This window comes from Mycobacterium basiliense (genome assembly GCF_900292015.1).
Taxonomy (GTDB): Bacteria; Actinomycetota; Actinomycetes; order Mycobacteriales; family Mycobacteriaceae; genus Mycobacterium; species Mycobacterium basiliense.
Genome location: NZ_LR130759.1, coordinates 3,478,145 through 3,501,854 on the forward strand (window position 1 = coordinate 3,478,145; position 23,710 = coordinate 3,501,854).

Annotated in this window: 18 protein-coding genes and 1 pseudogene; 11 read left to right on the forward strand and 8 right to left on the reverse strand. The window is 63.3% G+C overall.

Annotated features, from left to right (window positions below):
- The first annotated feature begins 85 nt into the window (after positions 1 to 85).
- From MB901379_RS14700 to MB901379_RS14710, 3 genes are all read left to right on the forward strand, one after another.
- Positions 86 to 691: a TetR/AcrR family transcriptional regulator gene (locus MB901379_RS14700; protein ID WP_174237027.1), complete on the forward strand. Its 606-nt coding sequence runs from the start codon at positions 86 to 88 to the stop codon at positions 689 to 691.
- Positions 692 to 1,079: 388 nt separating this feature from the next.
- On the forward strand, positions 1,080 to 2,303 hold the full coding sequence (locus MB901379_RS14705; RefSeq protein WP_158017339.1) for an FAD-dependent oxidoreductase: 1,224 nt from the start codon (positions 1,080 to 1,082) through the stop codon (positions 2,301 to 2,303).
- Between the two features lie 112 nt (positions 2,304 to 2,415).
- The gene (locus tag MB901379_RS14710) at positions 2,416 to 4,287 is read left to right on the forward strand and encodes a serine/threonine-protein kinase PknD (RefSeq protein ID WP_158019189.1); all 1,872 of its coding nucleotides are present in this window, start codon (positions 2,416 to 2,418) and stop codon (positions 4,285 to 4,287) included.
- A 23-nt stretch (positions 4,288 to 4,310) separates the two neighbouring features.
- Here MB901379_RS14710 and MB901379_RS14715 read toward each other — a convergent pair whose 3' ends face one another.
- Both MB901379_RS14715 and MB901379_RS14720 read right to left on the reverse strand, forming a co-directional pair.
- Positions 4,311 to 5,783 (reverse strand): PE domain-containing protein, encoded by a 1,473-nt coding sequence (locus MB901379_RS14715; RefSeq protein WP_158017340.1) that lies wholly within the window; start codon positions 5,781 to 5,783, stop codon positions 4,311 to 4,313.
- Positions 5,784 to 6,101: 318 nt separating this feature from the next.
- The gene (locus MB901379_RS14720) at positions 6,102 to 7,517 is read right to left on the reverse strand and encodes a WS/DGAT/MGAT family O-acyltransferase (protein WP_158017341.1); all 1,416 of its coding nucleotides are present in this window, start codon (positions 7,515 to 7,517) and stop codon (positions 6,102 to 6,104) included.
- A 187-nt stretch (positions 7,518 to 7,704) separates the two neighbouring features.
- Here MB901379_RS14720 and ppsA point away from each other — a divergent pair, with 187 nt between their 5' ends.
- Positions 7,705 to 10,110 carry a phosphoenolpyruvate synthase gene (gene ppsA / locus MB901379_RS14725; RefSeq protein ID WP_158017342.1) on the forward strand — a complete coding sequence of 802 codons (2,406 nt, stop codon included), beginning with the start codon at positions 7,705 to 7,707 and terminating at the stop codon, positions 10,108 to 10,110.
- 16 nt (positions 10,111 to 10,126) lie between these two features.
- Here ppsA and MB901379_RS14730 read toward each other — a convergent pair whose 3' ends face one another.
- Positions 10,127 to 11,260, reverse strand: a complete 1,134-nt coding sequence (locus MB901379_RS14730) for a 6-phosphofructokinase (RefSeq protein ID WP_158017343.1) — start codon at positions 11,258 to 11,260, stop codon at positions 10,127 to 10,129.
- A gap of 151 nt (positions 11,261 to 11,411) precedes the next feature.
- On the opposite strand from MB901379_RS14730, the gene MB901379_RS14735 reads away from it, so the two are divergent.
- On the forward strand, positions 11,412 to 12,797 hold the full coding sequence (locus MB901379_RS14735) for an FAD-binding oxidoreductase (protein ID WP_158017344.1): 1,386 nt from the start codon (positions 11,412 to 11,414) through the stop codon (positions 12,795 to 12,797).
- Here MB901379_RS14735 and MB901379_RS24690 read toward each other — a convergent pair.
- The 4 genes from MB901379_RS24690 to MB901379_RS14745 form a co-directional block, all read right to left on the reverse strand.
- A complete protein-coding gene (locus MB901379_RS24690; protein ID WP_408632383.1) occupies positions 12,680 to 13,192 on the reverse strand; it encodes an alkaline phosphatase family protein in 513 nt (170 codons plus the stop codon). The two genes, MB901379_RS14735 and MB901379_RS24690, sit on opposite strands and share 118 nt — an antisense overlap.
- On the reverse strand, positions 13,084 to 13,731 hold the full coding sequence (locus MB901379_RS25330) for an alkaline phosphatase family protein (protein ID WP_408632295.1): 648 nt from the start codon (positions 13,729 to 13,731) through the stop codon (positions 13,084 to 13,086). The genes MB901379_RS24690 and MB901379_RS25330 overlap by 109 nt, the downstream gene beginning before the upstream one ends.
- Positions 13,644 to 14,093, reverse strand: coding sequence for an alkaline phosphatase family protein (locus MB901379_RS25045; protein ID WP_269462796.1), 450 nt, complete (start codon positions 14,091 to 14,093; stop codon positions 13,644 to 13,646). The genes MB901379_RS25330 and MB901379_RS25045 overlap by 88 nt, the downstream gene beginning before the upstream one ends.
- Positions 14,094 to 14,308: 215 nt before the next feature.
- Positions 14,309 to 14,824, reverse strand: a complete 516-nt coding sequence (locus MB901379_RS14745) for a hypothetical protein (protein ID WP_232021855.1) — start codon at positions 14,822 to 14,824, stop codon at positions 14,309 to 14,311.
- A gap of 962 nt (positions 14,825 to 15,786) precedes the next feature.
- Between MB901379_RS14745 and MB901379_RS14750 the strand changes: the two are divergent.
- From MB901379_RS14750 to MB901379_RS14765, 4 genes and pseudogenes are all read left to right on the forward strand, one after another.
- Positions 15,787 to 17,444 (forward strand): annotated as a pseudogene (locus tag MB901379_RS14750) (inorganic phosphate transporter).
- Between the two features lie 310 nt (positions 17,445 to 17,754).
- The gene (locus MB901379_RS14755; RefSeq protein ID WP_158017346.1) at positions 17,755 to 19,422 is read left to right on the forward strand and encodes a nitrite/sulfite reductase; all 1,668 of its coding nucleotides are present in this window, start codon (positions 17,755 to 17,757) and stop codon (positions 19,420 to 19,422) included.
- Between the two features lie 29 nt (positions 19,423 to 19,451).
- Positions 19,452 to 20,180, forward strand: coding sequence for a phosphoadenylyl-sulfate reductase (locus tag MB901379_RS14760; protein WP_158017347.1), 729 nt, complete (start codon positions 19,452 to 19,454; stop codon positions 20,178 to 20,180).
- Positions 20,177 to 20,908: a sirohydrochlorin chelatase gene (locus tag MB901379_RS14765; RefSeq protein WP_232021856.1), complete on the forward strand. Its 732-nt coding sequence runs from the start codon at positions 20,177 to 20,179 to the stop codon at positions 20,906 to 20,908. Before MB901379_RS14760 ends, MB901379_RS14765 begins: the two co-directional genes overlap by 4 nt.
- 45 nt (positions 20,909 to 20,953) lie before the next feature.
- Here MB901379_RS14765 and MB901379_RS14770 read toward each other — a convergent pair whose 3' ends face one another.
- Positions 20,954 to 21,886, reverse strand: coding sequence for a LysR family transcriptional regulator (locus tag MB901379_RS14770; RefSeq protein ID WP_158017349.1), 933 nt, complete (start codon positions 21,884 to 21,886; stop codon positions 20,954 to 20,956).
- Positions 21,887 to 21,999: 113 nt separating this feature from the next.
- Here MB901379_RS14770 and MB901379_RS14775 point away from each other — a divergent pair, with 113 nt between their 5' ends.
- Entirely contained in the window at positions 22,000 to 23,361 is a 1,362-nt protein-coding gene (locus MB901379_RS14775) for an FAD-dependent oxidoreductase (RefSeq protein WP_232021857.1), read from the forward strand.
- A 13-nt stretch (positions 23,362 to 23,374) separates the two neighbouring features.
- Entirely contained in the window at positions 23,375 to 23,701 is a 327-nt protein-coding gene (gene fdxA, locus MB901379_RS14780) for a ferredoxin (RefSeq protein ID WP_158017351.1), read from the forward strand.
- Positions 23,702 to 23,710: the final 9 nt, after the last annotated feature.

A 23,710-nucleotide genomic window follows, 5' to 3' on the forward strand; every position in this document is an offset into this window, starting at 1 on the left:
TCCCCGAAACTCCTCACTCGTGGAATTTATGTGTCCACACTAGCGGCCCTGGCCAAAGAAATCAACGACTGTAGAATTTCGGAACATGCGCCCGATTGGACGACGCCCGGGCAACCCCGACACCCGCACCGAAATCGTGACGACCGCTCGGCGGCTGTTCGCCGACTCCGGCTACGACCAGACCTCGGTGCGCGACATCGCCTCCGCGGCCGGGGTCGATCCGGCCATGATCCGGCACTATTTCGGCAGCAAGGCCGAACTATTCCGGTCCACCGTCGGGTGGCCGTTTGAGGCAGACGCGCTCACCACAGCGATTGTCGACGGTGATCGGAATGGGCTCAGCGCACGACTGACCCGGGTGTTCTTCGAAGCCTGGGAGCGACCGGAATCGCGCGCCCCGCTGATGGCGATCCTGCGCGGTGCCGCCACCCACGAGGAATCCACCGTCCTGGTGCGTGAGTTCTTTGGGGGCCAGATGTACCCGCGGCTAGCCAAGGCGTTGAAGGGATCCGACAGCGAACTGCGCATCGATCTGGCCATGGCCCAACTACTCGGCATCGCCTACCTCCGCCACGTCCTGCGGGTGGAGCCGATCGCGTCGACCCCACTGGATGAACTTGTTGCGCGAGTCACCCCGGTCATCTCGGCTCACCTCCAGCCCCAGCGGTCCGGAAAAACAAGAGGCGGTTAGGCCTTGGCCAGGTCGCGCCGGCGAACTGGAATCGGATCGGGTTCCGGTGGGCCAACGTGCTGACGTTTCATCGTCCGCTCCCTGGCCTCCGGAACGGCGGTATCAACGAGATACACTGTTTTTCAATAGAATTCGCTAGTTGTTGCGCTCTGGTCCGGAGCCCGTTGACGCCGCCGCCCGTGCCATGTGGTTCGGTCGTGTGTGCCCGCGGCGGGTCCAGCGCTCCAGCACGTGCGTGGCCCACGCGTGCACTTCCCAATGCGGCTACAGATGTCGACAACGTCGGTAAAGTTCACACCGTGAACTCACCGTTGGCGGATTGCGCGGCACCGGTGGCGACTTGCGCGCAGCTCGCCGTCGGGGGGCCGTCGACTAGATCGGGTCGACTGTGGAATGCGAACTGAGCACATGCTGTTGTGTGGCCGGTGGCGGGCCGGCGGGCATGATGCTGGGTTATTTGCTGGCCCGGGCCGGGATCGATGTCGTCGTGCTGGAAAAGCACGGCGACTTCCTCCGCGATTTCCGTGGCGACACTATTCACCCGTCAACCCTCGAGGTCATGAATGAACTCGGTCTCTATGACCGACTATTGCAGCGAGAGCACCAACCGACGCCCACGTTGAACGCCCAGTTCGGCAGCTTCAAGACGACGGTCGCCGATTTCCGCCACCTGCCGGTGCGCGGAAGGTTTGTTGCCATGATGCCACAATGGGACTTTCTGGATTTCATCGCCAATGAGGCACAAGGCTATTCGTCCTTCCGGCTGATAATGCACGCCGAGGTCAGGGATCTGATTGAGGACCAAGGCCGGATCGGCGGCGTCGTGATCTCCTCCCCCGACGGAAACACGAGAATCCGCAGCGACCTGGTGGTCGGCTGCGACGGGCGGACTTCCACCGTGCGCGCCCAGGCGGGCCTGGACGTGCTGCATCTCGGCGCGCCGATGGATGTGTTGTGGTTCCGACTGTCGCGCCTCCCCGACGACCCGAAAGAATCGATGGGAAATTTCGGTCCGGGCGCCATCCTGGTGATGATCAATCGCGGCGACTACTGGCAATGTGGCTTCGTGATCGCCAAGGGCTCTCTGGCTCAGGCGCGCAAGCGCGGGGTTGAGTTCTTCCGCGAGGAGCTCACCACGATGGCGCCGTTCATCCGCAGCCGCACTGGGGAAATCGCCGACTTTGACGATCTGCGGCTGTTGACTGTTAGCGTCGACCGCCTCAAGCAATGGCATCGCCCTGGGTTGCTTTGCATCGGTGATGCCGCCCACGCGATGTCGCCGATCGGTGGAGTCGGAATCAACCTGGCGATCCAGGACGCGGTGGCCGCGGCCAATCTATTGGTCACGCCGTTGCGTCGCGGCGGGGTCTCCGACGCCGATCTGCATCGCGTCCAGGAGCGACGCGAACTCCCCACCCGTATCACCCAAGCTGTGCAGGTGTTCCTGCAAAAGAACGTCATTACTGCCGTGTTGGGCAGCTCAAAGCAGACCAGGGCACCGCTACCGGTGCGGCTCATCGCGCGGTTGCCCGTGCTCGCCCGAATTCCCGCGCGTCTCATCGGTATGGGTGTGCGGCCCGAGCGTCCTGACCTGTCGGTGATTGACGGATAAGGGCACTGGCCAGGAACCGGGCGGCGCCGGAGCGCCGCAAAACGGCGCGGCCCTCCGCGGCGCCGCGTTATGGTCGGGCAAGTTGCTGACTGGATTGTGGTGGGAGGGCTCGTTGGAGCGTGCGTCGTTCGGAAACTACCGGCTGATCGAGTTGCTGGGCCGCGGCGGCATGGGCGAGGTGTGGCGGGCCTACGACACCGTTACTGACCGGCTCGTCGCCCTCAAGATTCTGGCCGCCGAGATCTCCGACGACGAGGTGTTCCAGCAGCGGTTCCGTCGCGAAGCCCATGCGGCCGCGCGATTGACCAGCCCGCATCTGATCCCCATCCACACCTATGGCGAAACCGACGGGCGGCTGTTCGTCGACATGCGGCTGATCGGGGGGCACGACCTACAATCGGTGCTGCACAACGGGCGGCTACCGCCGATGCGCGCGGTGAACATCATCGAACAGGTTGCCAGGGCGTTGCACGCGGCCCATCGGGATGGGCTGTTGCACCGAGATGTCAAGCCATCCAACATTTTGCTCGATGACGACGACTTTGCCTATCTAATCGATTTCGGAATCGCCCACGCCGCAGGCGAAGTGGGGTTGACGGCGGCCGGCGACGTGATCGGAACGTGCCACTACATGGCCCCGGAGCGATTCAACAGCACGGATAGCACACAGGTCGACGCCCGCGCTGACATCTACTCATTGGCCTGCGTGCTCTATGAATGCCTGACGGCGCGACACCCATTCCCCGGAGATAACCTAGACCGACAGATCACCAACCACCTGACCACTCCGCCGCCACGCCCGTCCACCATCGATCCTCGGCTGCCGGCGACTTTGGACATGGTCATCGCGCGCGGGATGGCCAAGCATCCTGACGATCGCTACGACAGCGCGGTGGAATTGGCACGGGCCGCCCGGGACGCCCTCACCGCGACCGCCCCGCGGCCGTCCGGTCGGAACCGGGTTACGCCACCCGCCCGTCCCGGCAGCTATGCCCAACCACCGGGGCCGACACCGCAGGATGCCTCGGTCTCCACAACCATCCCGCGCAGCCTGGCCGAGGCGCCCTCGGATTGCGACCGAGAACCCGCTGCTGGGCGGCCAAATCAGCGGCCGCACAGACCATGGTGGCGCAGTAAGGTCGTCATCACGTTGACCGCCGCCCTGCTCACGGTGGCCGCCGCCGTGGCGGCGACCGTCGTCGTGAATACCTTGGGAGCAGCGCGCGACCAATTCCGCCAAGTGACGCTGCCTTTCACGGGCCTGCGTGATCCACAGGGTCTGTCGGTTGATTACGGAGGCACGGTCTACGTCGGTGACACCCTGCACAATCGGGTGCTGGCGTTGTCCGCGGGCTCGACCACCCCGGCCGAGCTGCCATTCGATGGCCTCAGTTATCCGACCGGCGTCACCGCGGACAACAGTGGCACGGTCTACGTCAACGACGCCGGCAACAAGCGGGTAGTGGTGCTGCCTGCAGGCTCGAAAAACCAAATCACACTGCCCTTTACCGACCTGAGCAATCCAACCGGTTTGTCGGTGGACAGTAGCCGCACCGTCTACGTCACCGACACGGCGAAGAATCGCGTGGTGGCGCTTTTCGCCGGCTCGAACACTCAAATCGAACTCCCCTTCACCGGCCTCAACGACCCAACCGGATTGGTGGTGGACAGCAGCGGAACGGTCTATGTAGCCGACGGCGGGAACAACCGGGTTCTAGCGTTGCGAGCGGGCTCGAAAAGGCAAGTCGAGCTGCCTTTTTCGGGTCTGAACCAACCGGGCGGGGTCACGCTGGACAACGAAGGTGCGGTGTATGTGACCGACAGCAAAAATAATCGGACCCTCAAGCTCCCCACGGGCTCCATGACGCAAATCGAGCTGCCCTTCACCGGTCTGGACTATCCGTGGGGTTTGGCAGTCGACAACATCGGCACCGTTTACGTCGGCGGCCGCAATGACCAGATCGTGGCGCTTCGGCAGAAGTAGGCAAGTTCTTCTGCCACGATCGATTACACCGGAAGTACGATCCCGCTGGTCTGGCCCAGAATGATTGATTGGCCGCCCGGGGGCAGATAGCCGCCGGTGGGTCCATAGATGCCATACATCGGATTGGATGGGCCCGCCCCGGCGAAGAGGTCGTTGATCCAGCCCGAGGACAGGGTGTACACGGCCTCGGTGGCACCGGGCGGGGAAAATCCGGTCAGCAGCTGGGCGGCGAAGTCGATGAGGGGATTTCCGCCCAGCATCGAGTCGACATGGGAGCCGTTGACAATCTCGACCCCGACGAACTGCCCGGGGTACAGACTCACCAGTTGATTGGTGGTGACCCCGAAAGCGTTCCACGGCTGCGGCGGCGCGGCCACCACATAAACGGGGACACTGGCCGCTTGCAGGTTAGCGATTGCAGCCGCGAAGGCCGAGGAATTGGATGCGACCCCGTCGAACATCACCACGCCATGAAGATGGTTGCTGCCGGCTCCAAGATCCGCGAGGTAGCTACCGGCCGCAATCGTAGCGAGCCCACCGCCGGCCGAGTGCCCGGTCAGGACGAAATCCTGCGGCAGCGCGCCCTGGAAGCCGGCCTGGTTGGCGCTGATGTTCAGCGCCGTCTGGCTGCCCAGGAACAACGAGCCAACGCCCTGCTGCAACTCCGTGCCGCCGATCCACATACCGAACGGCAACGGAATCGAAGGCACGGTGGGAACCACCACGATGCTGTTGGTCTGCTGCGCCAGCTGCATGGCCAGCGGTTGATAGAACCAACCTATCGCCCCGAAACCGTGCTGCAAATAGATGACACCGCTGGCGTTCACCGAACCATCGGCCTGCGTCGGGAAGTACCAGTGCGCGGGAGCGGGGTAGTTGAACTGACCGATCGGAATTCCGAATAAGGAAGACGGGCCGATCGGAATTTGCAGGAAGGAGAACCCCGTCTTGACCCCGGTCGCCGGGTTGGTGGCCGGAGCGGTGAGCGCTTCGGTGGCGGCGTAGTTCACCGCCCCGCCGAGGCCCGCCTCGTTGGTACTCGTGGCGAGCAGCGCACCGACCCCGGTGGCTCCGGTCGGGCCAGCAGCGGCCCCGCTGTTGGCAGCCTCAGCGGCACCGTTACCGAAGAACGGATGCCCCAACAGCCGCTCGATCGGCGAAAAAACTCCCAGGCCTTCGGCCCGTTGCAGCAGGTTGCCCAGTGTCAACACATTTGCGTCCTCGGCTGCCACGTACGCGGCGGCCGCCGCGCTCAACGCGCGCACAAACTGGGCATGAAACCGTGTCACCTGCGCACTTAGTGTCTGAAACTCCTCGGCGTAGCTGCCAAAAAGATGTGCGATAACCGCCGACACCTCATCGCTTGCCGCCGCGACAATCCGCGTCGTCGAGGGCGCCGCCGCCCCGACGGCCCCCTTGACGGCGTCCCCGATCCCGGTCAGGTCCCCCGACGCCACGGAAAACGCCTCGGGTGCTGCGATCATGTACGACGACATCGGCGCCTCCCATACCCCGTGGCGCGACACGCTCGGGACAGCTACAAAATGGTAGCCCGGTTGGCAGAGCGAGGGGCCGTTTCCGGCACCCACGACCGATGGCCAGACCCCGAACCACCTGGGGCGCGGCCGAAGCTGCCGTCGAGCCGATCCCTTACGACCGCGGCCCGGCCACCCGAGCGGCTCTCAAGGTCACTGGATCGCCGCACCGCGCAGCGAGGATAATATCCTGCTGCACAACTGATTTCGAAATATCTGCCACCAGACCTTGTAGTTCGCCACTGCGAGGTCTGGGTCGCTATCTGCCTCCCCAGCGGTTTAGCGTGCCCTACGCCGAGGCCGGAGCGACTCGTGCGTGCCCGTAGCCCTTTCCCGACTCTCCGCCACAAGCCGCGCCACCCCCCGCTCAATCCCGGCAGCCAGCGCCTCGATATCAGGTGCGGTGTCGTAGTCGGCGGTAATGCCGAAGACGAAATTGTCGGCGTAGCTGACCATCGCGATGCCGGTGCGCAACTGCAGAGCGATGGGCGGGATCGGCAGAATCTCCAGTACCCGGCGTCCCATAAGTTTCTGTTGGCCACGGGGACCGGGGACATTGGTTGCTAGTGCGACCACGGCCCGCTGCGGTAACCGGCTTATCAACCGAATCGCCCACGCCGAGAACACAAAAGGAGCGTTGCGGGCCGCTGAAAATAGCGCACTGCCACCTTCCCGCTGACCGCTGTCCTTGGCCTGGGCAAGGCGACTGTGCACCATTTCCAGCCGCTTGACCGGATCCGCCTCATCGACGGGCAACAGCGGCAGCATCGCGGAGACCTGATTGTCAGTCATGTCGAATTGGTTTATCCCGCGCATCGAAACCGGAACCAGCGTACGCAGCGAGTCGTGACCCGGCCGTTCCCCGCGGTCCAGCAAGATCGTGCGGTAGCTGTCTGTGATCGCCGCCAGCGCCACATCGTTGAGTGTCACGTCGAATATCTGACTGACCGCGTGCAGGTCCGCCAGCCGGACTCGCGCGGCACAGTAGCGTCGCATCCCATTGACCGGCCCGTTCAACGACGTTTCCGGCGCCGGGCTGAGCAAGCTTGCCGTCAGCTCGGCGGCACCAACCGCGACGTGCTCGACAACGGAAGCCGCACGGAACGCACCGCGCACGATGCCGCTCACCCACCTCAACGGGTTCAGGGTCACCGTCACCGGCAAACCCAGCCCATGCGGAGGCGGCTCCTTAGCGGCGCGAATGTTGGTGGCAAAGGTGCCGCCGCCACCGTCGTCACTGAACTTGGCCAACATCTGCGTCGTCGCGATCCCATCGGCGATGCAATGGTGCAGCTTGGTCAACACCGCCCAGCGGTCGTCGTTGAGGCCCTCGATGAGGTAGCAATCCCACAGCGGGCGCTCGCGGTCAAGGCGGCGTTCCATAACCGCCGCGATCAATTCGAACAGTTCGGCGTCGCCGCCGGGGCGAGGCAGGGCAAGGTGGTGCAGATGCCGCGAAATATCGAAGTGCGAGTCGTCCACCCATTCGGGTGAACCAAGATCGAGCGGATGGGTGCGCAGCAGTTGCCTGAAGCGTGGTATCGCCGAAGCGCGCTCGGCGACGTCCGCTCCGAACTCATCGAAGCTCGGCGCCGGCCCTTCCATAATCGATACACCGCCGATAGCCAAACTCACATGCGGGTCGGTGTCTTCGACCTCGAGGAAGGTTGCGTCGAGCGGCGACAGGTGCTCCATCCCCCCACCCTCCACCGTCGAGCCGCCGCGGTTGAGGGTCGGAAGTCCTCATCTTCAGTGCCAAACGAAAGCAGCAGAGCCACAAGAGCGGTCATATTGTGAGCCCCATGGTGCCCGAGCCAATCCCGGAGGTGCCGTTCGGTGCCGCTGCCCCGAACCATGAAGTAAGCACACCAAGGATGGGGTCATGATCAGCTTTCGCTTCGTACGATTCTTCGAAGAATTCGGCATCGAGGATGTGCCACTGGTCGGAGGCAAGAACGCCTCGCTGGGCGAGATGTTCCAGAAGCTATCCGAGCAGGGCGTGCGGGTACCGTACGGGTTCGCCACCACCGCCGATGCCTACAAGCACATGCTGGACCGGGCCAACGCGTGGGACGCGCTGCATGCCGAACTCGACGACCTCGACCCTGATGACGTCGCCGCGTTGGCGCGCAAAGGCAAACGTGCCCGTGAAATCGTCTACGGTGCAGGGCTTCCCGACGATCTTGCCAAAGAAATCGTAGCTGCTTACCGCGTGCTGGCCGAGGAGTACGGCGAGGACGTTAGTCTGGCGGTGCGAAGCTCGGCGACCGCCGAGGACCTGCCCACGGCCAGCTTCGCCGGTCAGCAGGAAACCTTCCTCAACATCACGGGTTCGGAAAGTCTGCTGGACGCATGCCGCCGGTGTTTCGCCAGCCTGTTCACCGACCGGGCCATCCACTACCGCATCGACCAGGGCTTCGACCATTTCAAGGTCGCGTTGTCAATCGGCATCATGAAGATGGTGCGCTCCGATCTCGCCTCGTCGGGGGTGATGTTCACCATCGACACCGAATCTGGGTTCAATGACGTGGTTTTCGTGACGGGCGCCTACGGCCTGGGCGAGAACGTGGTTCAGGGGGCGGTTGACCCCGATGAGTTTTACGTGCACAAGCCGACCTATCTGGCCGGTCACCGCGCCGTGTTGCGCCGGCTGATCGGTGACAAGGCGGTCAAGATGGTCTTCGTCGAGGGCGGGACAAAACAGACGACCCGCAATATCCCCACGCCGAAGGCCGACCGCGCCCATTTCTGCATTACTGATGAGGATGTGCTCGAACTGGCCGGCTACGCACTGGCTATCGAACAGCACTACGGGCGACCGATGGATATCGAGTGGGCCAAGGACGGGCTGGACGGAAAGCTCTACATTGTGCAGGCGCGCCCCGAGACAGCAGCCTCCCAGCGCTGCTTGACGACGGTGGAGACCTATGTGCTGGAAGGTTCCGGCGCGACGCGTGACGTGCTCGCCGAAGGCCGTTCGGTCGGCGAGCGGGTCGCCGCGGGTGTGGTCAAACGAATCGAGCACCTCGAGCACCTGTCAGACTTCCGGCCGGGCCAGGTTCTCGTCGCCGACACCACCACCCCGGACTGGGAGCCGGTCATGAAGAACGCCGCCGCGATCGTCACCAACCGTGGCGGGCGGACCTGCCACGCGGCCATCATCGCGCGCGAACTCGGAATCCCGGCGGTCGTTGGCGCGGGTGACGCCACCTCCAAAGTGCCTAACGGCCAAGTCGTTACGGTGTCCTGCGTCGAGGGCGACACCGGGCGAGTGTACCGCGGCGAGGTGGGCTTCCATGTGGACCGCACCGAAGTGACCGACCTGGCGCGGCCGCACACCGAAATCATGGTCAACCTCGGCAATCCCGACCTCGCGTTCAAGACCTCGTTCTTGCCCAATGATGGTGTGGGACTGGCCCGAATGGAGTTCATCGTCAGCGAATACATCAAGGTGCACCCGCTGGCCCTGCTCCACCCCGACAGGGTCGCTGACCTTGAGGCCCGTCGCACCATCGAGCAACTCACCCGCGGCTACTCCAACGGGGCCGAGTTCTTCGTGCAGCGTCTCGCGGAGGGCATCGGCACTATCGCGGCGGCGTTTTGGCCCAAACCCGTCGTGGTGCGGATGTCGGACTTCAAGTCCAACGAGTACGCCAGCCTGATCGGCGGCGGCGGCTTCGAGCCGACCGAAAGCAACCCGATGATCGGGTTCCGCGGCGCCTCGCGCTACGCGCACCCGGCCTACGCCGAAGGCTTCGCGCTGGAATGCCGCGCGATGAAGCGGGTACGCGAGGAGATTGGCCTGAGCAACGTGGTCATCATGCTGCCGTTCGTTCGCCGGGTGGCCGAGGCGGACCTGGTGCTGCAGACGATGGCCGAACACGGTCTGCGGCGCGGTCAAAACGGACTCAAGGTGTATGCGATGTGCGAGATTCCCAACAACGTCATCTTGATCGACGAGTTCGCCAAACGCTTCGACGGCTTCTCCATCGGCTCCAACGACCTGACACAGCTCACGCTCGGGGTCGACCGGGATAGCGAGATCGTGGCCTTCGACTATGACGAACGCGACGAGGGCGTCAAGGAGATGATCCGCCTCGCCGTGGCGGGCTGCCGCCGCAACGGAATGCACTCCGGGTTGTGTGGCCAGGCACCATCGGACTACCCGGACATGGCCGAATTCCTGGTCCGCGCCGGTATCGACTCGATCAGCCTGAACCCCGATGTGGTGGTGAAGACCACCCGCCAGGTCCTCGAACTCGAGCGGCAGGTGGTGCCCCAGCAATGAGCCCCGGTGCGACGACCTAGTCGATCATGCTGTGACGGGGCATTTCGTCACCGAAGTTGATGCCCATATCGCGGGCGGTCAGTATGGAGTCGCAGTCGAGCGGGACCGTCTTTTGGCGGTGGGTGGCCTCGACCAGCGGGACGTAATCCACTGTGGGTGGGTTGAGCGCTACCATCACGCCGTTGTGGCCCTCGTCGAGTGCCCGCACCGCAGCGGCGCCGAAGCGCAGTCCGAGCAATCGGTCAAACGAGGTCGGCGAACCGCCCCGCAGCAGGTGGCCCAGCACCACCGTGCGCGCTTCGCGTCCAGTCATTCGTTCCAGTTCGGCGGCCACCTTGGCACCGATGCCACCCAGGCGCTCGGCCTGCCCCGGCGCCTTGCCCAGTATCGACACCTCGCCGCCCACCGGGCTGGCGCCCTCGGCGACGCAGACGATGGAGAACTTGGCGCCGTGGCGCTCGCGGTCGGCGATCACCGCCGCCACCGGATCTAGACTGAACGGGATCTCGGGAATCAGAATCGCGTGTACCCCCGACGCCATGCCGGCATTCAGGGCGATCCATCCGGCGTAGCGGCCCATCACCTCCACCACGATGATGCGGCCGTGCGACGTTGCTGTCGCGAATAGCCGGTCGATGCACTCCGAGGCGAAATCAACGGCACTGTCAAAGCCGAATGTCGACGTGGTCTTGTCCAGATCATTGTCGATGGTCTTGGGCACACCGACCAGGCGCAGCCCGGCTTCGTACAGGTGCTGGCCTATCGCCATCGATCCGTCGCCACCGATCATGATCAACGCGTCGATCTGCCGCTCGGCGCAGCGTGCCAGCAACTCGTCGGTGCGATCCACCTCGATCCAGCTACCATCGCTGCGTTGGACCGGATAGGCCGTCGGGTTGCCCCGATTGGTGGTACCGATGATCGTGCCGCCCTGGTGGATGATGCCGCGAACCCGGTCGCGAGTGAGCTCCATCAGCCCGCCGTCGGGATAGTTCTGCGGCAGCAGCAACCCGTTGAGGCCGTCACGGATCCCCACCACATCCCAGCCCCGGTTGCGCGCGGCCAGGGTGGCGGCGTGGATGACCGCGTTGAGCCCGGGTGCGTCACCGCCACCGGTGCTCAACGCGACCCTCCCAATAGAAGACTTCACGAGCCGCACCCTACGCCTGCCAGATGGGCGCCACCGCAATCGTAGGCGGGACTCAGCATCCCTTCGCCCAGAGCCGACGGACTCTGTGGATTTGCTGGACAGCCTTATAGAGTGAATCGCTGTCCAGCACGGCAGAAGCGTGAGGTCTTCGATGATCGATATGACAGCGCGGTTAGCGGAAATCGTCGGGAACAACAATGTGCTCACGGGCGACGCAATTTCCGAGGACTATTCACACGACGAGGAGCTGGCGCAGCCCGCCCAACAGCCGGCGTACGTCGTCAAGCCGGCAACCGCGCAAGCGGTTTCGCAGCTGCTAGTGGCCGCCACGGAACACGGCGTGCCGGTGACGGCTCGCGGCTCCGGGTGCGGGTTGTCCGGGGCGGCGCGGCCGTATGCGGGCGGGATGCTGATCTCATTCGAGCGGATGAATCGCGTGTTGGAGGTCGATACGGAAAACCAGGTCGCCGTGGTCCAACCGGGGGTGACGCTGAGCGAGCTGGACGCCGCGACCATCGATACCGGCCTGGGCTACATGGTGCACCCGGGCGAGCTTTCCTCCAGCGTCGGCGGCAACGTCGGAACCAACGCCGGCGGTATGCGTGCGGTCAAGTACGGGATAGCCCGCAACAATGTGCTCGGATTGCAAGCGGTGCTGCCGACCGGCGAAATCATCAGAACCGGCGGCAAGATCGCTAAGGTCTCCACCGGCTACGATCTGACCCAGCTGATCGTCGGCTCGGAAGGCACCCTGGCCCTGGCCACCGAGGTGATCGTCAAGCTGCATCCGCGCTTGGACCACAGCGCCAGTGTGCTGGCCCCGTTCGCCGACTTCGACCAGGTCATGACCGCGGTGCCGAAGATTCTCGCCAGCGGGCTTGCGCCCTACATCCTGGAATACATCGACAACTTGACGATGGCGGCACTGGTCCATACCCAAAATCTGGAGCTGGGCATTCCCGACCGGGTCCGCGACAGCTGCCAAGCGTATCTTCTTGTCGCGCTGGAGAACCGAACCGCCGATCGACTGCTCGAGGACGTCGAGGCCGCGGGTGAGATGCTCGCGGAGTTGGGCGCGATCGACGCCTACATCCTGGAAGGAAACTCGGCGCGCAAGCTGATCGAGGCGCGCGAGAAAGCGTTTTGGGCGGCCAAGGCCGCGGGCGCCGACGACATCATCGATACCGTCGTCCCGCGCGCGTCGATGCCGAAATTCCTCAGCACCGCACGAGGTCTGGCGACCAGCGCCGGCGGCGCCGCGATCGGCTGCGGCCACGCCGGCGACGGCAATGTGCACATGGCCATCGTGTGCAAGGATTCGGAGCGAAAGAAGCTCCTCATGACCGAGATCTTTGCGCTGGCAATGGAATTGGGAGGCGCGATCTCCGGCGAACACGGGGTTGGGCGGGCCAAGGTACCCTACTTCGTCGACCTCGAAGATCCGGTCAAGATCGGCCTCATGCGCCGCATCAAGCAGTCCTTCGATCCCGCCGGCATCCTCAACCCCGGTGTTGTCTTCCCCGCACCCGAAGATTGACCAAGGACACGTCGCTTCACCGCCGCCTGTCCACTCGAATTCAGCAGGGTCCGCTGGGAATCCTGCTTCAACTGAGACGTGTGGTCGAACGTGTCGTGCACCATCAGCGGGCCACGGCTGTTCGGCGAAATGACGATGCTCGGCACGCGAAATCCCAGACCAATCGGTCCGCGGATGCCACCAGACCCATCCACGGAACTGATGTCGGCTACCGTGATGCGTCCCCGGTGGTGGTGTGGGCGGCACGACATGGTCGAAAACCCCCCGATTTCGTCATAGCTGACGATCAGCGCGGTTTTCTCCCATACCGCCGGGTTGGACAGCAGGATCCGGAGCACGTCGACGATGGCAACAGCACCGACGTTGGCTGGGAACGCGGGATGCTCGGACAGCAGAAATCCCGGAAGCACCCAGGACACCTTGGGCAGCCTGTTGTTTTTGACGTCGGCGACGAAGTCCCCGGGTAGGTCGGCGCGATGCCGTTGCGGGCCAGATTCGACCTTGGATTTCCGGCCTGTTTGAACAAGTTCAGCTCGCCGTTGTAGCCGATGGTCGTGTTGTTGATCGCTCCCAGAAGTTTGTTCTGATACATCTTCCAACTGACGCCGGCGTCTTCGAGATTTTCCGGCATCGTGCGCCAGCTGAATTTCTGCAGCGCTTGGTTGAAAGGCTCCACTAACTGGGGCCCCCCGTTTGCGCAATCGGGATCGACGGTGGCGCTGATCCAGTACAGCCGGTTGCGCGTCGTCCCGCCCAGCAACGAACAAAAGTAGCCATCGCAAACCGTGAACGTGTCAGCCAACAGGTAATGGATCGGGAGATCCTGGCGCGTGTAATAGCCGATCGTCACCGGTGTGTTGCCCGGCAACGCACTGACCGCGGCCTGCGCCGGTAGCCAATTGTCGTTGGCACCGCCGTTCCATGCCTCGTGCATGACGATCCAGCTGCGGTCGGGGTCGTTGACGCACTCCCCGGCAACGCGGGGCCTCTGGTGGTGTCGAAGCGGAATGGCAAGCTAGTGCCGGCCGGATCATTCGTCTGGGTCATCGGGTTCCACCCTTTTTGGGCGAATAGCGGCGAGCCGCTGCTGAACCCATTGACGCCCGACAGCGTTCCGAAATAGTGGTCGAATGACCGGTTCTCCTGCCTCAGCAACACGATGTGCTCGACGTCGGTCAAGTGACCCGAGCAGGGGCCTGCACCGTAAGCCTTTACGATCACCGGGCCGGCAAACGACAGCAGGGTACCGGAACTGGTCGCGGCGGCGGCTTTGGTCAAAAGCTCTCGACGCGACATTGCATCGACTGAGTCTTTGCCCGCCACCGTGCCTCCCGTGCACAAGTTTGGGTTCACGGTGTATGCGCCCCAAGCATCGGAATCTAGCGACAATCAACGATTTCGCGACCACGGTTCCGTTCGACGCCCGCGGGGAAGTCGACAGCCAAATTATCAAATGCCTCGAGCACATCACCTTCAAGCGCCTTCAAGCACCGCCCACGGCCAGAAAACCACTAGACCGCAGGGGCCGTAGCCAATACCGCGCCAGCTGACGCATTGATTCTTGCTGCAAGCGATTCGACCATTTGGACGTGGGTGGCGAGTCGCTGCGCGACTATAGCGGCGATCGCCGGTTCGTTTTCTGGACCCCCGGCCTGTAAGGCTTGGATTTGAGCTTCAGCCGATTCGACACTAGCAGTGATCATCAGTTGCATTGTCCTGACATCGGTGGCTACTTTCGCGTACCACGTCCTGATCCTGACCATGAACGACTGCAGTGGCATCAGGCTGTTACGGAAAACAGCGACTCTCGCGGCGGCTGCATTAGCAGCGAGCCCCGTCCAGTTCGTCAAAAGCTCTTCAGTTGCGGCATCGGCCTCGGCCGCGATGCCGCCCACCCCCATGATACGAAATCCCATCTCGTTGTAATAACCTTGGATTTCACCGGGCGGGAAGTTGGGCCACCCGCCAGGGTCGAGCATGAACGAAGCGTATTCGCCCACCGGTTTGCCGACCATAATGCTGACCACCGCTTAATCACCTCCGATAAACCTTGGAAAATGGGATGCTATGGAAACCCGATGCTGATGTCAATGGCCGAATTCGGTTGTCAAATTCATCACACGGCAAATATTCTTCCTACGATCAATTCTGACATGCGGTGTCGCACAGCTTCGCTATTGACAACAGCCACGCAAATGGTCGATGCTGTCGTGCATGTAACCAGATCGACCGCAAATGCCTCAACAATGCACACATCGGGAGTTGGAAATGTTTGTACCGGCGGTTACCGTCAATCATGACGCGCTCCTTGCTGCGATGGCCGAATACAATCAGACCGCTGACAACCTCGACGCAGAGGTGGTGCCCGTGGTACCAACAAACGTGTGCACCGATACGGCGTCGGCGTCATTCATTGCGCAAGCCCGCGCTCTGGACGTCAGGATGAGCGAGCTGGGGCATCGTCGTTCCGCTGACCTCCGTCGGATAGCACAGAAGCTGCAGATAGCTAAAACCAGGTACACGGCTGCTGACAGGGGTATCTGAGCTCGTCGCGTTGGCGCCTCGTGGTTAGCACGGGCGAGGTTGACCGGTACCGGTTGGTGCTCGTCGTGATTGGTGAGTGCATAGCCACCGCGGTCGGTGGCACAGATTCTGTGACCTTCTGAATCCGAAGACTAAGTGACTGGCGTGGTTGATGAGTCGGTTGTGGCATTCGCTGTGCCCGCCTTACGCCCCGGTGACGATGGTGAGGAGCATCGGCTTCTGCCAACCGGATGCGCCCGCTGAAGTTAGTGCGCGCTATCGGCGCCGACTTGGTGCGGGCTTCGCTGAGGTCGTTGGGTGATGCGTTGGCAGCGCTCAAGGATCTGGTTGCCGGCCCTAGAACAGCGAATGCCCCTTCCGTACCACCTTTGTTCACCCGAGGTTTACCCGTCGCTCGCTGCCGTGTCGTAGCCTGCTGACGCTCGATCACCGAACGCGAGCCGGCGTGAGCCGCGACAGAAAACCACACGGGGACGGGCACTGGTGGCAAGCGGACTGCAGGATCCCATGACGCCGACACCGCAATACGGAGGCTTCCTCGGGCAGGATCGCCAGTGGCACCTCTCGTTTGGTCTGCTGCTGGCCGGCTCGTTCGTGCTGTTCTCCTCTTGGGCATTCGACTATGTCGGGTCCGGAGCGAACAAGGTCATCCTGGTATTGGCGACGATCGTCGGCATGTTCATGGCCTTCAACGTCGGCGGCAACGACGTCGCCAACTCGTTTGGCACCAGCGTCGGAGCGGGCACGCTGACTATGAAACAGGCGCTTCTGGTCGCGGCCATCTTCGAGGTCAGCGGCGCGGTGATCGCCGGCGGCGACGTCACCGAGACCATTCGTAGCGGCATCGTTGACCTGTCCGGAGTTTCGGTCGGTCCAAGTGACTTCATGAACATCATGCTGGCGGCGTTGATGGCGGCAGCGCTATGGCTGCTGTTTGCCAACCGGATGGGATATCCGGTGTCGACCACACACTCGATCGTCGGCGGGATCGTCGGCGCCGCAGTCACCCTGGGCGTTGTGGACGGAAAGGGTGCATCCGCTCTCGGGATGATCCAGTGGGATCAAATTGGCCAAATCGCGATATCGTGGGTGCTTTCACCGGTCTTGGGTGGAGTGGTGTCCTATCTGCTCTACGGCGCTATCAAACGCCACATTCTGCTGTACAACGAAGAGGCCGATCGGAAACTACTGGCGATCAAACAAGAACGCATCGCGCATCGGCAGCGTCACAAAGAGGCATTCGAACGACTCAACGAGATCCAGCAGATCGCCTATACCGGCGCACTGGCACGTGACGCCGTCGCGGCAAACCGCAGGGACTTCGATCCGGACGAACTGGAGTCCGAATATTATCGCGAACTCCACGAAATTGACACCAAGACATCCTCGATCGACGCATTCCGTGCTCTGCAGACCTGGGTTCCGCTGGTCGCCGCTGGCGGATCGATGATCATCGCCGCGATGTTGTTGTTCAAGGGGTTTCAGCACATGCACCTGGGCCTCACCGCCATGAACAACTACTTCATCATGGCTATGGTCGGCGCCGCGGTTTGGATGGCCACTTTCATCCTGGCCAAAACCCTTCGGGGCGAATCGCTATCGCGCTCGACCTTCTTGATGTTCAGCTGGATGCAGGTGTTCACCGCGTCCGGCTTCGCGTTCAGCCACGGCAGCAATGACATTGCAAACGCCATAGGACCGTTTGCAGCGATCCTGGATGTGCTGCGCTCGGGGTCCATCGAAGGCAAGGCGGCGGTACCTACCGCGGTGATGATCACGTTCGGCGTCGCGTTGTGCGCGGGGCTGTGGTTCATCGGACGCCGAGTGATTGCCACCGTCGGGCACAACCTCACCACGATGCACCCGGCGTCGGGTTTCGCGGCCGAATTGTCGGCGGCCGGGGTAGTCATGGGGGCCACCGTCTTGGGGCTACCCGTCTCCAGCACGCATATCCTGATCGGTGCCGTACTGGGCGTCGGCATCGTCAACCGGGCCACGAACTGGGGATTGATGAAGCCGATCGCGTTGGCGTGGATCATCACGCTGCCGTCGGCCGCGATCCTGAGCGCGGGTGGACTGGTTGCGTTACGCGCAATCTTCTGACCTGAAATCTGCCCGTCCGACAGCCGAGCTACCCACAACCGCGCGTTGTGGCCTCACAACACGAAGACCTCTACCGATGCCGATGCGATCGGTGCCACCATCGGGGTTATGACTCGCGGGTCCAATGTAGTGCCTACGGGCGCTTTCCGCTGACCAACATCATCGTTGATGTCGCAGGCCCACCTTGCGGCCGCATGCCGTCGGGTCCCGTCCCCTGGGCACTTATCGCCGATGCGCGCGATGCAGGCAAGCGAATCCAGGTCGGCAGATTGGCATCCGGATTGGAAATGTTCGCGAAGGAGTACGCCGCATGACCACAGCCCGTCCCGCCAAGACTCGCGACGAAGGCCAGTGGGCACTGGGACCGGGTGCGCCGCTCAATGACACCGAGCAGATCAAGCACGATGATGCCCCGCTGAATGTGCGCGATCGGATACTCAATGTCTACGCCAAGCAAGGTTTCGACAGCATCGACAAGAGCGATCTGCGTGGCCGCTTCCGCTGGATGGGCCTGTATACCCAGCGGGAACAGGGCTATGACGGTACCTGGACCGGCGACGAGAACACCGACACCATCGAGGCCAAGTACTTCATGATGCGGGTGCGTTCCGACGGCAAGCCTATGACGACCGACACGCTCCGCACGCTGGGCCAAGTCTCAACCGAATTCGCCAGAGACACCGCCGATATCGGCGATCGGGAAAACGTGCAATTCCACTGGATCCGAATCGAGGACGTCCCCGAGATTTGGAAACGGCTCGATGCGGTCGGTCTGACAACCACCGAAGCCTGCGGAGATTGCCCCCGCGGCATCCACGGGTCGCCGCTGGCCGGCGACTCGCTGGACGAGGTGGTTGACGCCTCACCGGCAATCGACGAGATCATCAAACGATTCATGAACAATCCCGAGTACGCGAACTTGCCGCGTAAATACAAGAGCGCGATATCGGGCCTGCAGGACGTCTCACATGAAACCCACGACGTCGCGTTTGTCGGCGTCAATCACCCCGAGCACGGCCCCGGGATGGACCTGTGGGTGGGCGGCGGCCTGTCAACCAACCCGATGCTGGCTCAACGAGTCGGTGTGTGGGTTCCGCTGCAGGAGGTACCCGACGTCTGGGAAGCGGTGACCCGGGTTTTCCGCGACTACGGCTACCGCCGGCTGCGCGCCAAGGCGCGGTTGAAGTTCCTGATCAAGGACTGGGGAGTGCAGAAGTTCCGGGAAGTCCTCGAAACCGAGTACCTCAAGCGTCCGCTGCTGGACGGCCCCGCGCCCGAGCCGGTCGAGCACCCGATCGACCACGTCGGAGTGCAACGGCTGAAGAACGGACTCAACGCCGTCGGCGTTGCCCCCATCGCGGGACGGGTAACCGGCACCGTCCTGTCGGCGGTGGCCGACCTGATGGAGATGGTCGGTTCCGACCGGGCCCGGTTCACTCCGTATCAGAAGCTGGTTATCCTCGACGTCCCGGACAACAAGCTCGACGAGCTGGTTGCCGGCTTGGACGCGCTGGGTCTCCCGTCGCGGCCTTCGTCCTGGCGCAAGAATTTGATGGCCTGCACGGGTATTGAGTTCTGCAAGCTGTCGTTCGCCGAAACCCGGGTTAGGGCACAATCTTTGGTGCCGGAACTGGAAGGTCGCTTGGCGGACATTAACGCCGAGCTCGACGTGCCGATCACGGTTAACGTCAACGGGTGCCCCAATTCGTGCGCTCGCATTCAAGTTGCCGACATCGGATTCAAGGGCCAAATGGTCGATGACGGACACGGTGGCTCGGTGGAGGGCTTCCAGGTTCATCTCGGTGGCGGCCTGGGCCAAGACAGCGGATTCGGCCGAAAACTGCGCCAGCACAAGGTCACTAGCGACGAGCTGGGCGACTACATCGATCGAGTGGTGCGCAACTTCGTCAAGCAGCGCCAGGACGGCGAACGATTCGCGACCTGGGCGCTCCGGGCAGAGGAGACAGACCTGCGGTAGGTGCGTCAAGACGAGCCGAGGACGACGGGATGGACGAGATCGAGGCCCAGCTACGCGAGCTGGCCACCCACGGTGCCCAGCAGCTGGAGGGTGCCGGCGCCACTGACGTGTTGCGTTGGACCGACGAGCATTTCGGCAAAATGGCCGCACCGCGGGGAGGTGCCACCTGCAACTACGTGGTGGCCTCCAACATGCAAGACGCCGTGTTGGTGGATCTGGCCGCCAAGGTACGCCCGGGAGTGCCGGTGATCTTCCTCGACACCGGCTACCACTTCGCCGAAACCATCGGTTCCCGCGACGCGGTCGAAGCTGTCTACGACATCCACCTACTCACCATCACCCCCGAACACACGGTGGCCGAGCAAGATGAATTGCTGGGCAAGGACCTGTTCTCACGCAACCCGAACGAGTGTTGCCGGCTGCGCAAGGTCATCCCGCTTGCCAACGCGCTGCACGAATACTCGGCCTGGGTCACCGGTCTGCGCCGAGTCGAGGCACCCACTCGCGCCCGCGCCCCGGTCGTCAGCTTCGACGAGACGTTCGGCCTGGTGAAGATCAACCCGCTGGTCGCGTGGACCGACCAAGAAGTACAGGACTACATCGAGAAAAACAACGTGCTGGTCAATCCTCTTGTCGACGAAGGCTATCCATCGATCGGGTGCGCACCTTGCACTACCAAACCCACCGCAGGCTCCGACCCGCGCAGCGGACGCTGGCAGGGGCGTGCCAAGACCGAATGCGGACTCCATTCCTCATGAGCACCTCACCAAACACCCTGATCCTCACCGCGCACGGCAGTAAGGATCCACGATCGGCCGCCAACGCACGAGCCTTAGCCGCCCGTCTGCAACGCATGCGTCCGGGCCTCGACGTACGGCTGGCGTTCCTGGAACTCAGCGAGCCCAACTTCATCGATGTGCTCACCGGCCTGCCGGATGGTCATCCGGCCGTGGTCACTCCCCTGCTGCTTGCCAGCGCGTATCACGCCCGGATCGATATCCCCGAACAGATTTCACGCGCCGGCGTGGGCTACATACGGCAGGCCGACGTACTCGGCGAGGACGATCGATTAGTGTTGGTACTGCGAGAACGACTCGCGGAACTCCACGTTTCCCCGTTCGACCGCCAGCTTGGGGTGGTGGTGGTCGCGATCGGCTCATCGGACTCCGCCGTAAACGCCCGCACCGCGCAGGTTGCAACCAAACTGGCCGCAGAGACCCGTTGGTCCGGAGCCACAATGGCGTTCGCCACCGGCCCCCAACCGTCGGTGGCCGATGCCGCCAGGCAGTTGCAGCGCCGCGGCGCCCGACGGATCGTTATCGCACCCTGGTTTTTGGCACCTGGACGAATCACCGATCGTGTGTGGAAGTACGCATGCGACAACGGAATTCCCATGGCACAGCCGCTGGGCGCACACGGACTAGTGGCACACACCGTGCTCGATCGCTTCGATCGAGCGCTGGCGGCAGATCCCGCCGCCGCCTGAATCCGGTTGCTCCGACCCGTTTCACGCCTCGGCACGCGGGCGGTGCTACCCCGATGCGATGTGACTGAGCAATTCCCGCATGGCACCGGCCGGCGGGGTATGCCCGCCAACCCAGATTGCGCGGAACTGGCGCCTCAGGTCCAATCCGGGGATAGTGATCGCGCGGAGTCGGCCGACTGCCAGGTCGTCGGCGACGGCCAGCCTACTCATCGCCGCCGGCCCCGCGCCGGCAAGGACCGCGGCGCGCATGGCCGCGGCGGAGGACAATTCCAACACCGGCGGCGCTTGCTGTACGTCCTCGCCCAACACCTGTCGCAGCGCCACCGTCAGTGAATCTCGGATGCCCGAACGGGGTTCGCGAGCCACCAAGGGTGTTTGCGCGAGTTCGCGGGCGCTGACCGGCTGTGAACGACGCGTCCACCTATGTGCCGGCGGCACCACGACCACCAGTTCGTCATGTCCCACCACCCGGCTACCTAACCCCTTGGGTGGACCAGGGTTTTCGACGAACCCGAGATCCGCGGTGCCGTCGCGAACCGCGGCTATCGCATGATCGCTATTGGTGGCGGTCAATATCACTTGCGGGGCGGTGCCCCCGAGCCGTTTGGCCGCGTCTTGTAGTGACAGCAACCAATGCGGCATCAGCTGCTCGGCAATGGTTTGGCTGGCCACCACCTTGATGCGCTCGCGGCCTTCCTTACGCAACGAGCCCACACCCGCGTCGATCTCCTGGGCGACTTCCAGCAAGCGGGCCGCCCACTCGGCAACGATCAGGCCGGCCGGCGTGAGCTGAGATCCGCGCGTCGTCCGGACGGCCAGCGTCACGCCGATCTGCGCCTCCATCGCCGCGAGCCGCTTTGAGACAGCCTGCTGGGTCAATCCAAGTTCACGAGCCGCGGCGCCAAGGCTCTCCGTCTCGGCGATTGCCAAAAATATCTCGAAGGATCCGAGTTCGGGCATACGGGAGCTGAGCGGCATGGTTGATCAAATCACCACAACTGGGCCGGGCACAACCATTGCTTGTGACATCACAACATTGATACCTCTACCCCGGTCCCCGCGTGACCGGAACCATGAAAACGATGACACCCATGAGCCGTCCCTACCACGTCGCCATCGTGGGCGCCGGTCCCTCGGGATTCTTTGCCGCGGCGGCTTTGTTGAAAGCCGCGGACGGCTCCGATGAAATCCAGGTCGCGGTCGACATGTTGGAAATGCTGCCCACACCTTGGGGGTTGGTGCGCTCCGGCGTGGCACCCGATCACCCCAAGATCAAATCGGTCAGCCAGCAGTTCGAGAAGATCGCCGCGGACCCTCGTTTCCGCTACTTCGGCAACATCAAGGTGGGCGAGCACATCGAGACAGTCGAACTCGCCGAGCGCTACGACGCGGTGATCTACGCCATCGGTGCACAATCCGACCGGCCACTGAACATTCCCGGGGAGCAATTACCCGGCAGCGTCGCTGCGGTCGATTTTGTCGGCTGGTACAACGCGCATCCGCACTTCGAGCGGATGGCGCCAGACTTGTCGGGCGCCCGCGCCGTCGTGGTGGGCAACGGCAACGTCGCGGTCGACGTGGCCCGCATCCTGGTGACCAATCCCGACGTGCTCGCCACGACCGACATCGCCGATCACGCGCTGGAAGCGTTGCGCGCCTGCACCGTTGACGAAGTGCTGATCCTTGGCCGGCGCGGGCCACTGCAGAGCGCGTTTACGACGCTCGAGCTGCGCGAGTTGGGCGAGCTCGACGGCGTCGACGTGATCGTCGATCCTGCCCAACTGGCCGGCATCACCGACGACGACGCGGCCGCGGCCGGCAAAGTCGCCAAGCAGAACATCAGGGTGCTGCGCGGCTATGCCGATCGCGCCCCCCGGCCCGGCCACCGTCGAATCATCTTGCGGTTCTTGACATCTCCTATCGAAATCAAGGGAGAAGACAAGGTGGAAAGCATCGTGTTGGGCGGCAACGAGCTAATCAGCGATGCCAGCGGCCGGATTGTCGCCAAAGACACCGGCCAACGCGAGGAACTGCCCGCGCAATTGGTGGTGCGCTCGGTCGGCTATCGCGGCGTCCGCACACCGGGCCTGCCGTTCGACAACGCCAGCGCCACCATCCCCCACCGCGGCGGGCGAGTGGCTGGTAGCCGCAACGAATATGTCGTCGGCTGGATCAAGCGTGGCCCCACCGGAGTGATCGGAACCAACAAGAAAGACTCCCAGGACACAATCGACACCCTGCTCGAGGACCTGGCCATCAGGCCCGATTGCGCACCCTCCTGCGACCGCGCCGACGAATTGGCAAATTGGCTGGCCGCCCGTCAGCCCGACCTGGTCAGCGCCGCGCACTGGCAGGCCATCGATCGCTTCGAACGAGAATCCGGCCAGGCGCAGCAACGCCCTAGAGTCAAGGTGGCGAGCATGGCCGACCTGCTTCGTATCGGCCGTCTCTAGGAAGGAAGCGTTTGTGACGTACGTGATTGCCGAACCCTGCGTCGACATCAAAGACAAGGCATGTATTGAAGAGTGTCCCGTCGACTGCATCTACGAGGGCTCCCGCATGCTGTACATCCACCCCGACGAGTGTGTCGATTGCGGCGCCTGCGAGCCGGTATGCCCGGTGGAGGCGATCTACTACGAAGACGATCTGCCCGCCGAGTACAGCGCATACCGCCAGATCAATGCCGACTTCTTTGCCGAGCTGGGGTCACCAGGCGGTGCGGCGAAAGTCGGCCTGACCGAGAACGATCCGATCGCCGTCAGGAATCTGGATAGCCGGGCAGAGGTCGGCTAACAACAGCCA

Bases quoted from the DNA above. Each gene is read 5' to 3' on its own strand.
- MB901379_RS14700 (WP_174237027.1), top strand. From the start codon at position 86: ATGCGCCCGATTGGACGACGCCCGGGCAACCCCGACACCCGCACCGAA.
- MB901379_RS14715 (WP_158017340.1), bottom strand. From the start codon at position 5,783: ATGTCGTCGTACATGATCGCAGCACCCGAGGCGTTTTCCGTGGCGTCG.
- MB901379_RS14720 (WP_158017341.1), bottom strand. From the start codon at position 7,517: ATGGAGCACCTGTCGCCGCTCGACGCAACCTTCCTCGAGGTCGAAGAC.
- ppsA (WP_158017342.1), top strand. From the start codon at position 7,705: ATGATCAGCTTTCGCTTCGTACGATTCTTCGAAGAATTCGGCATCGAG.
- MB901379_RS14735 (WP_158017344.1), top strand. From the start codon at position 11,412: ATGATCGATATGACAGCGCGGTTAGCGGAAATCGTCGGGAACAACAAT.
- MB901379_RS25330 (WP_408632295.1), bottom strand. From the start codon at position 13,731: ATGCACGAGGCATGGAACGGCGGTGCCAACGACAATTGGCTACCGGCG.
- MB901379_RS25045 (WP_269462796.1), bottom strand. From the start codon at position 14,093: ATGTCGCGTCGAGAGCTTTTGACCAAAGCCGCCGCCGCGACCAGTTCC.
- MB901379_RS14755 (WP_158017346.1), top strand. From the start codon at position 17,755: ATGACCACAGCCCGTCCCGCCAAGACTCGCGACGAAGGCCAGTGGGCA.
- MB901379_RS14760 (WP_158017347.1), top strand. From the start codon at position 19,452: ATGGACGAGATCGAGGCCCAGCTACGCGAGCTGGCCACCCACGGTGCC.
- MB901379_RS14765 (WP_232021856.1), top strand. From the start codon at position 20,177: ATGAGCACCTCACCAAACACCCTGATCCTCACCGCGCACGGCAGTAAG.
- MB901379_RS14770 (WP_158017349.1), bottom strand. From the start codon at position 21,886: ATGCCGCTCAGCTCCCGTATGCCCGAACTCGGATCCTTCGAGATATTT.
- MB901379_RS14775 (WP_232021857.1), top strand. From the start codon at position 22,000: ATGAGCCGTCCCTACCACGTCGCCATCGTGGGCGCCGGTCCCTCGGGA.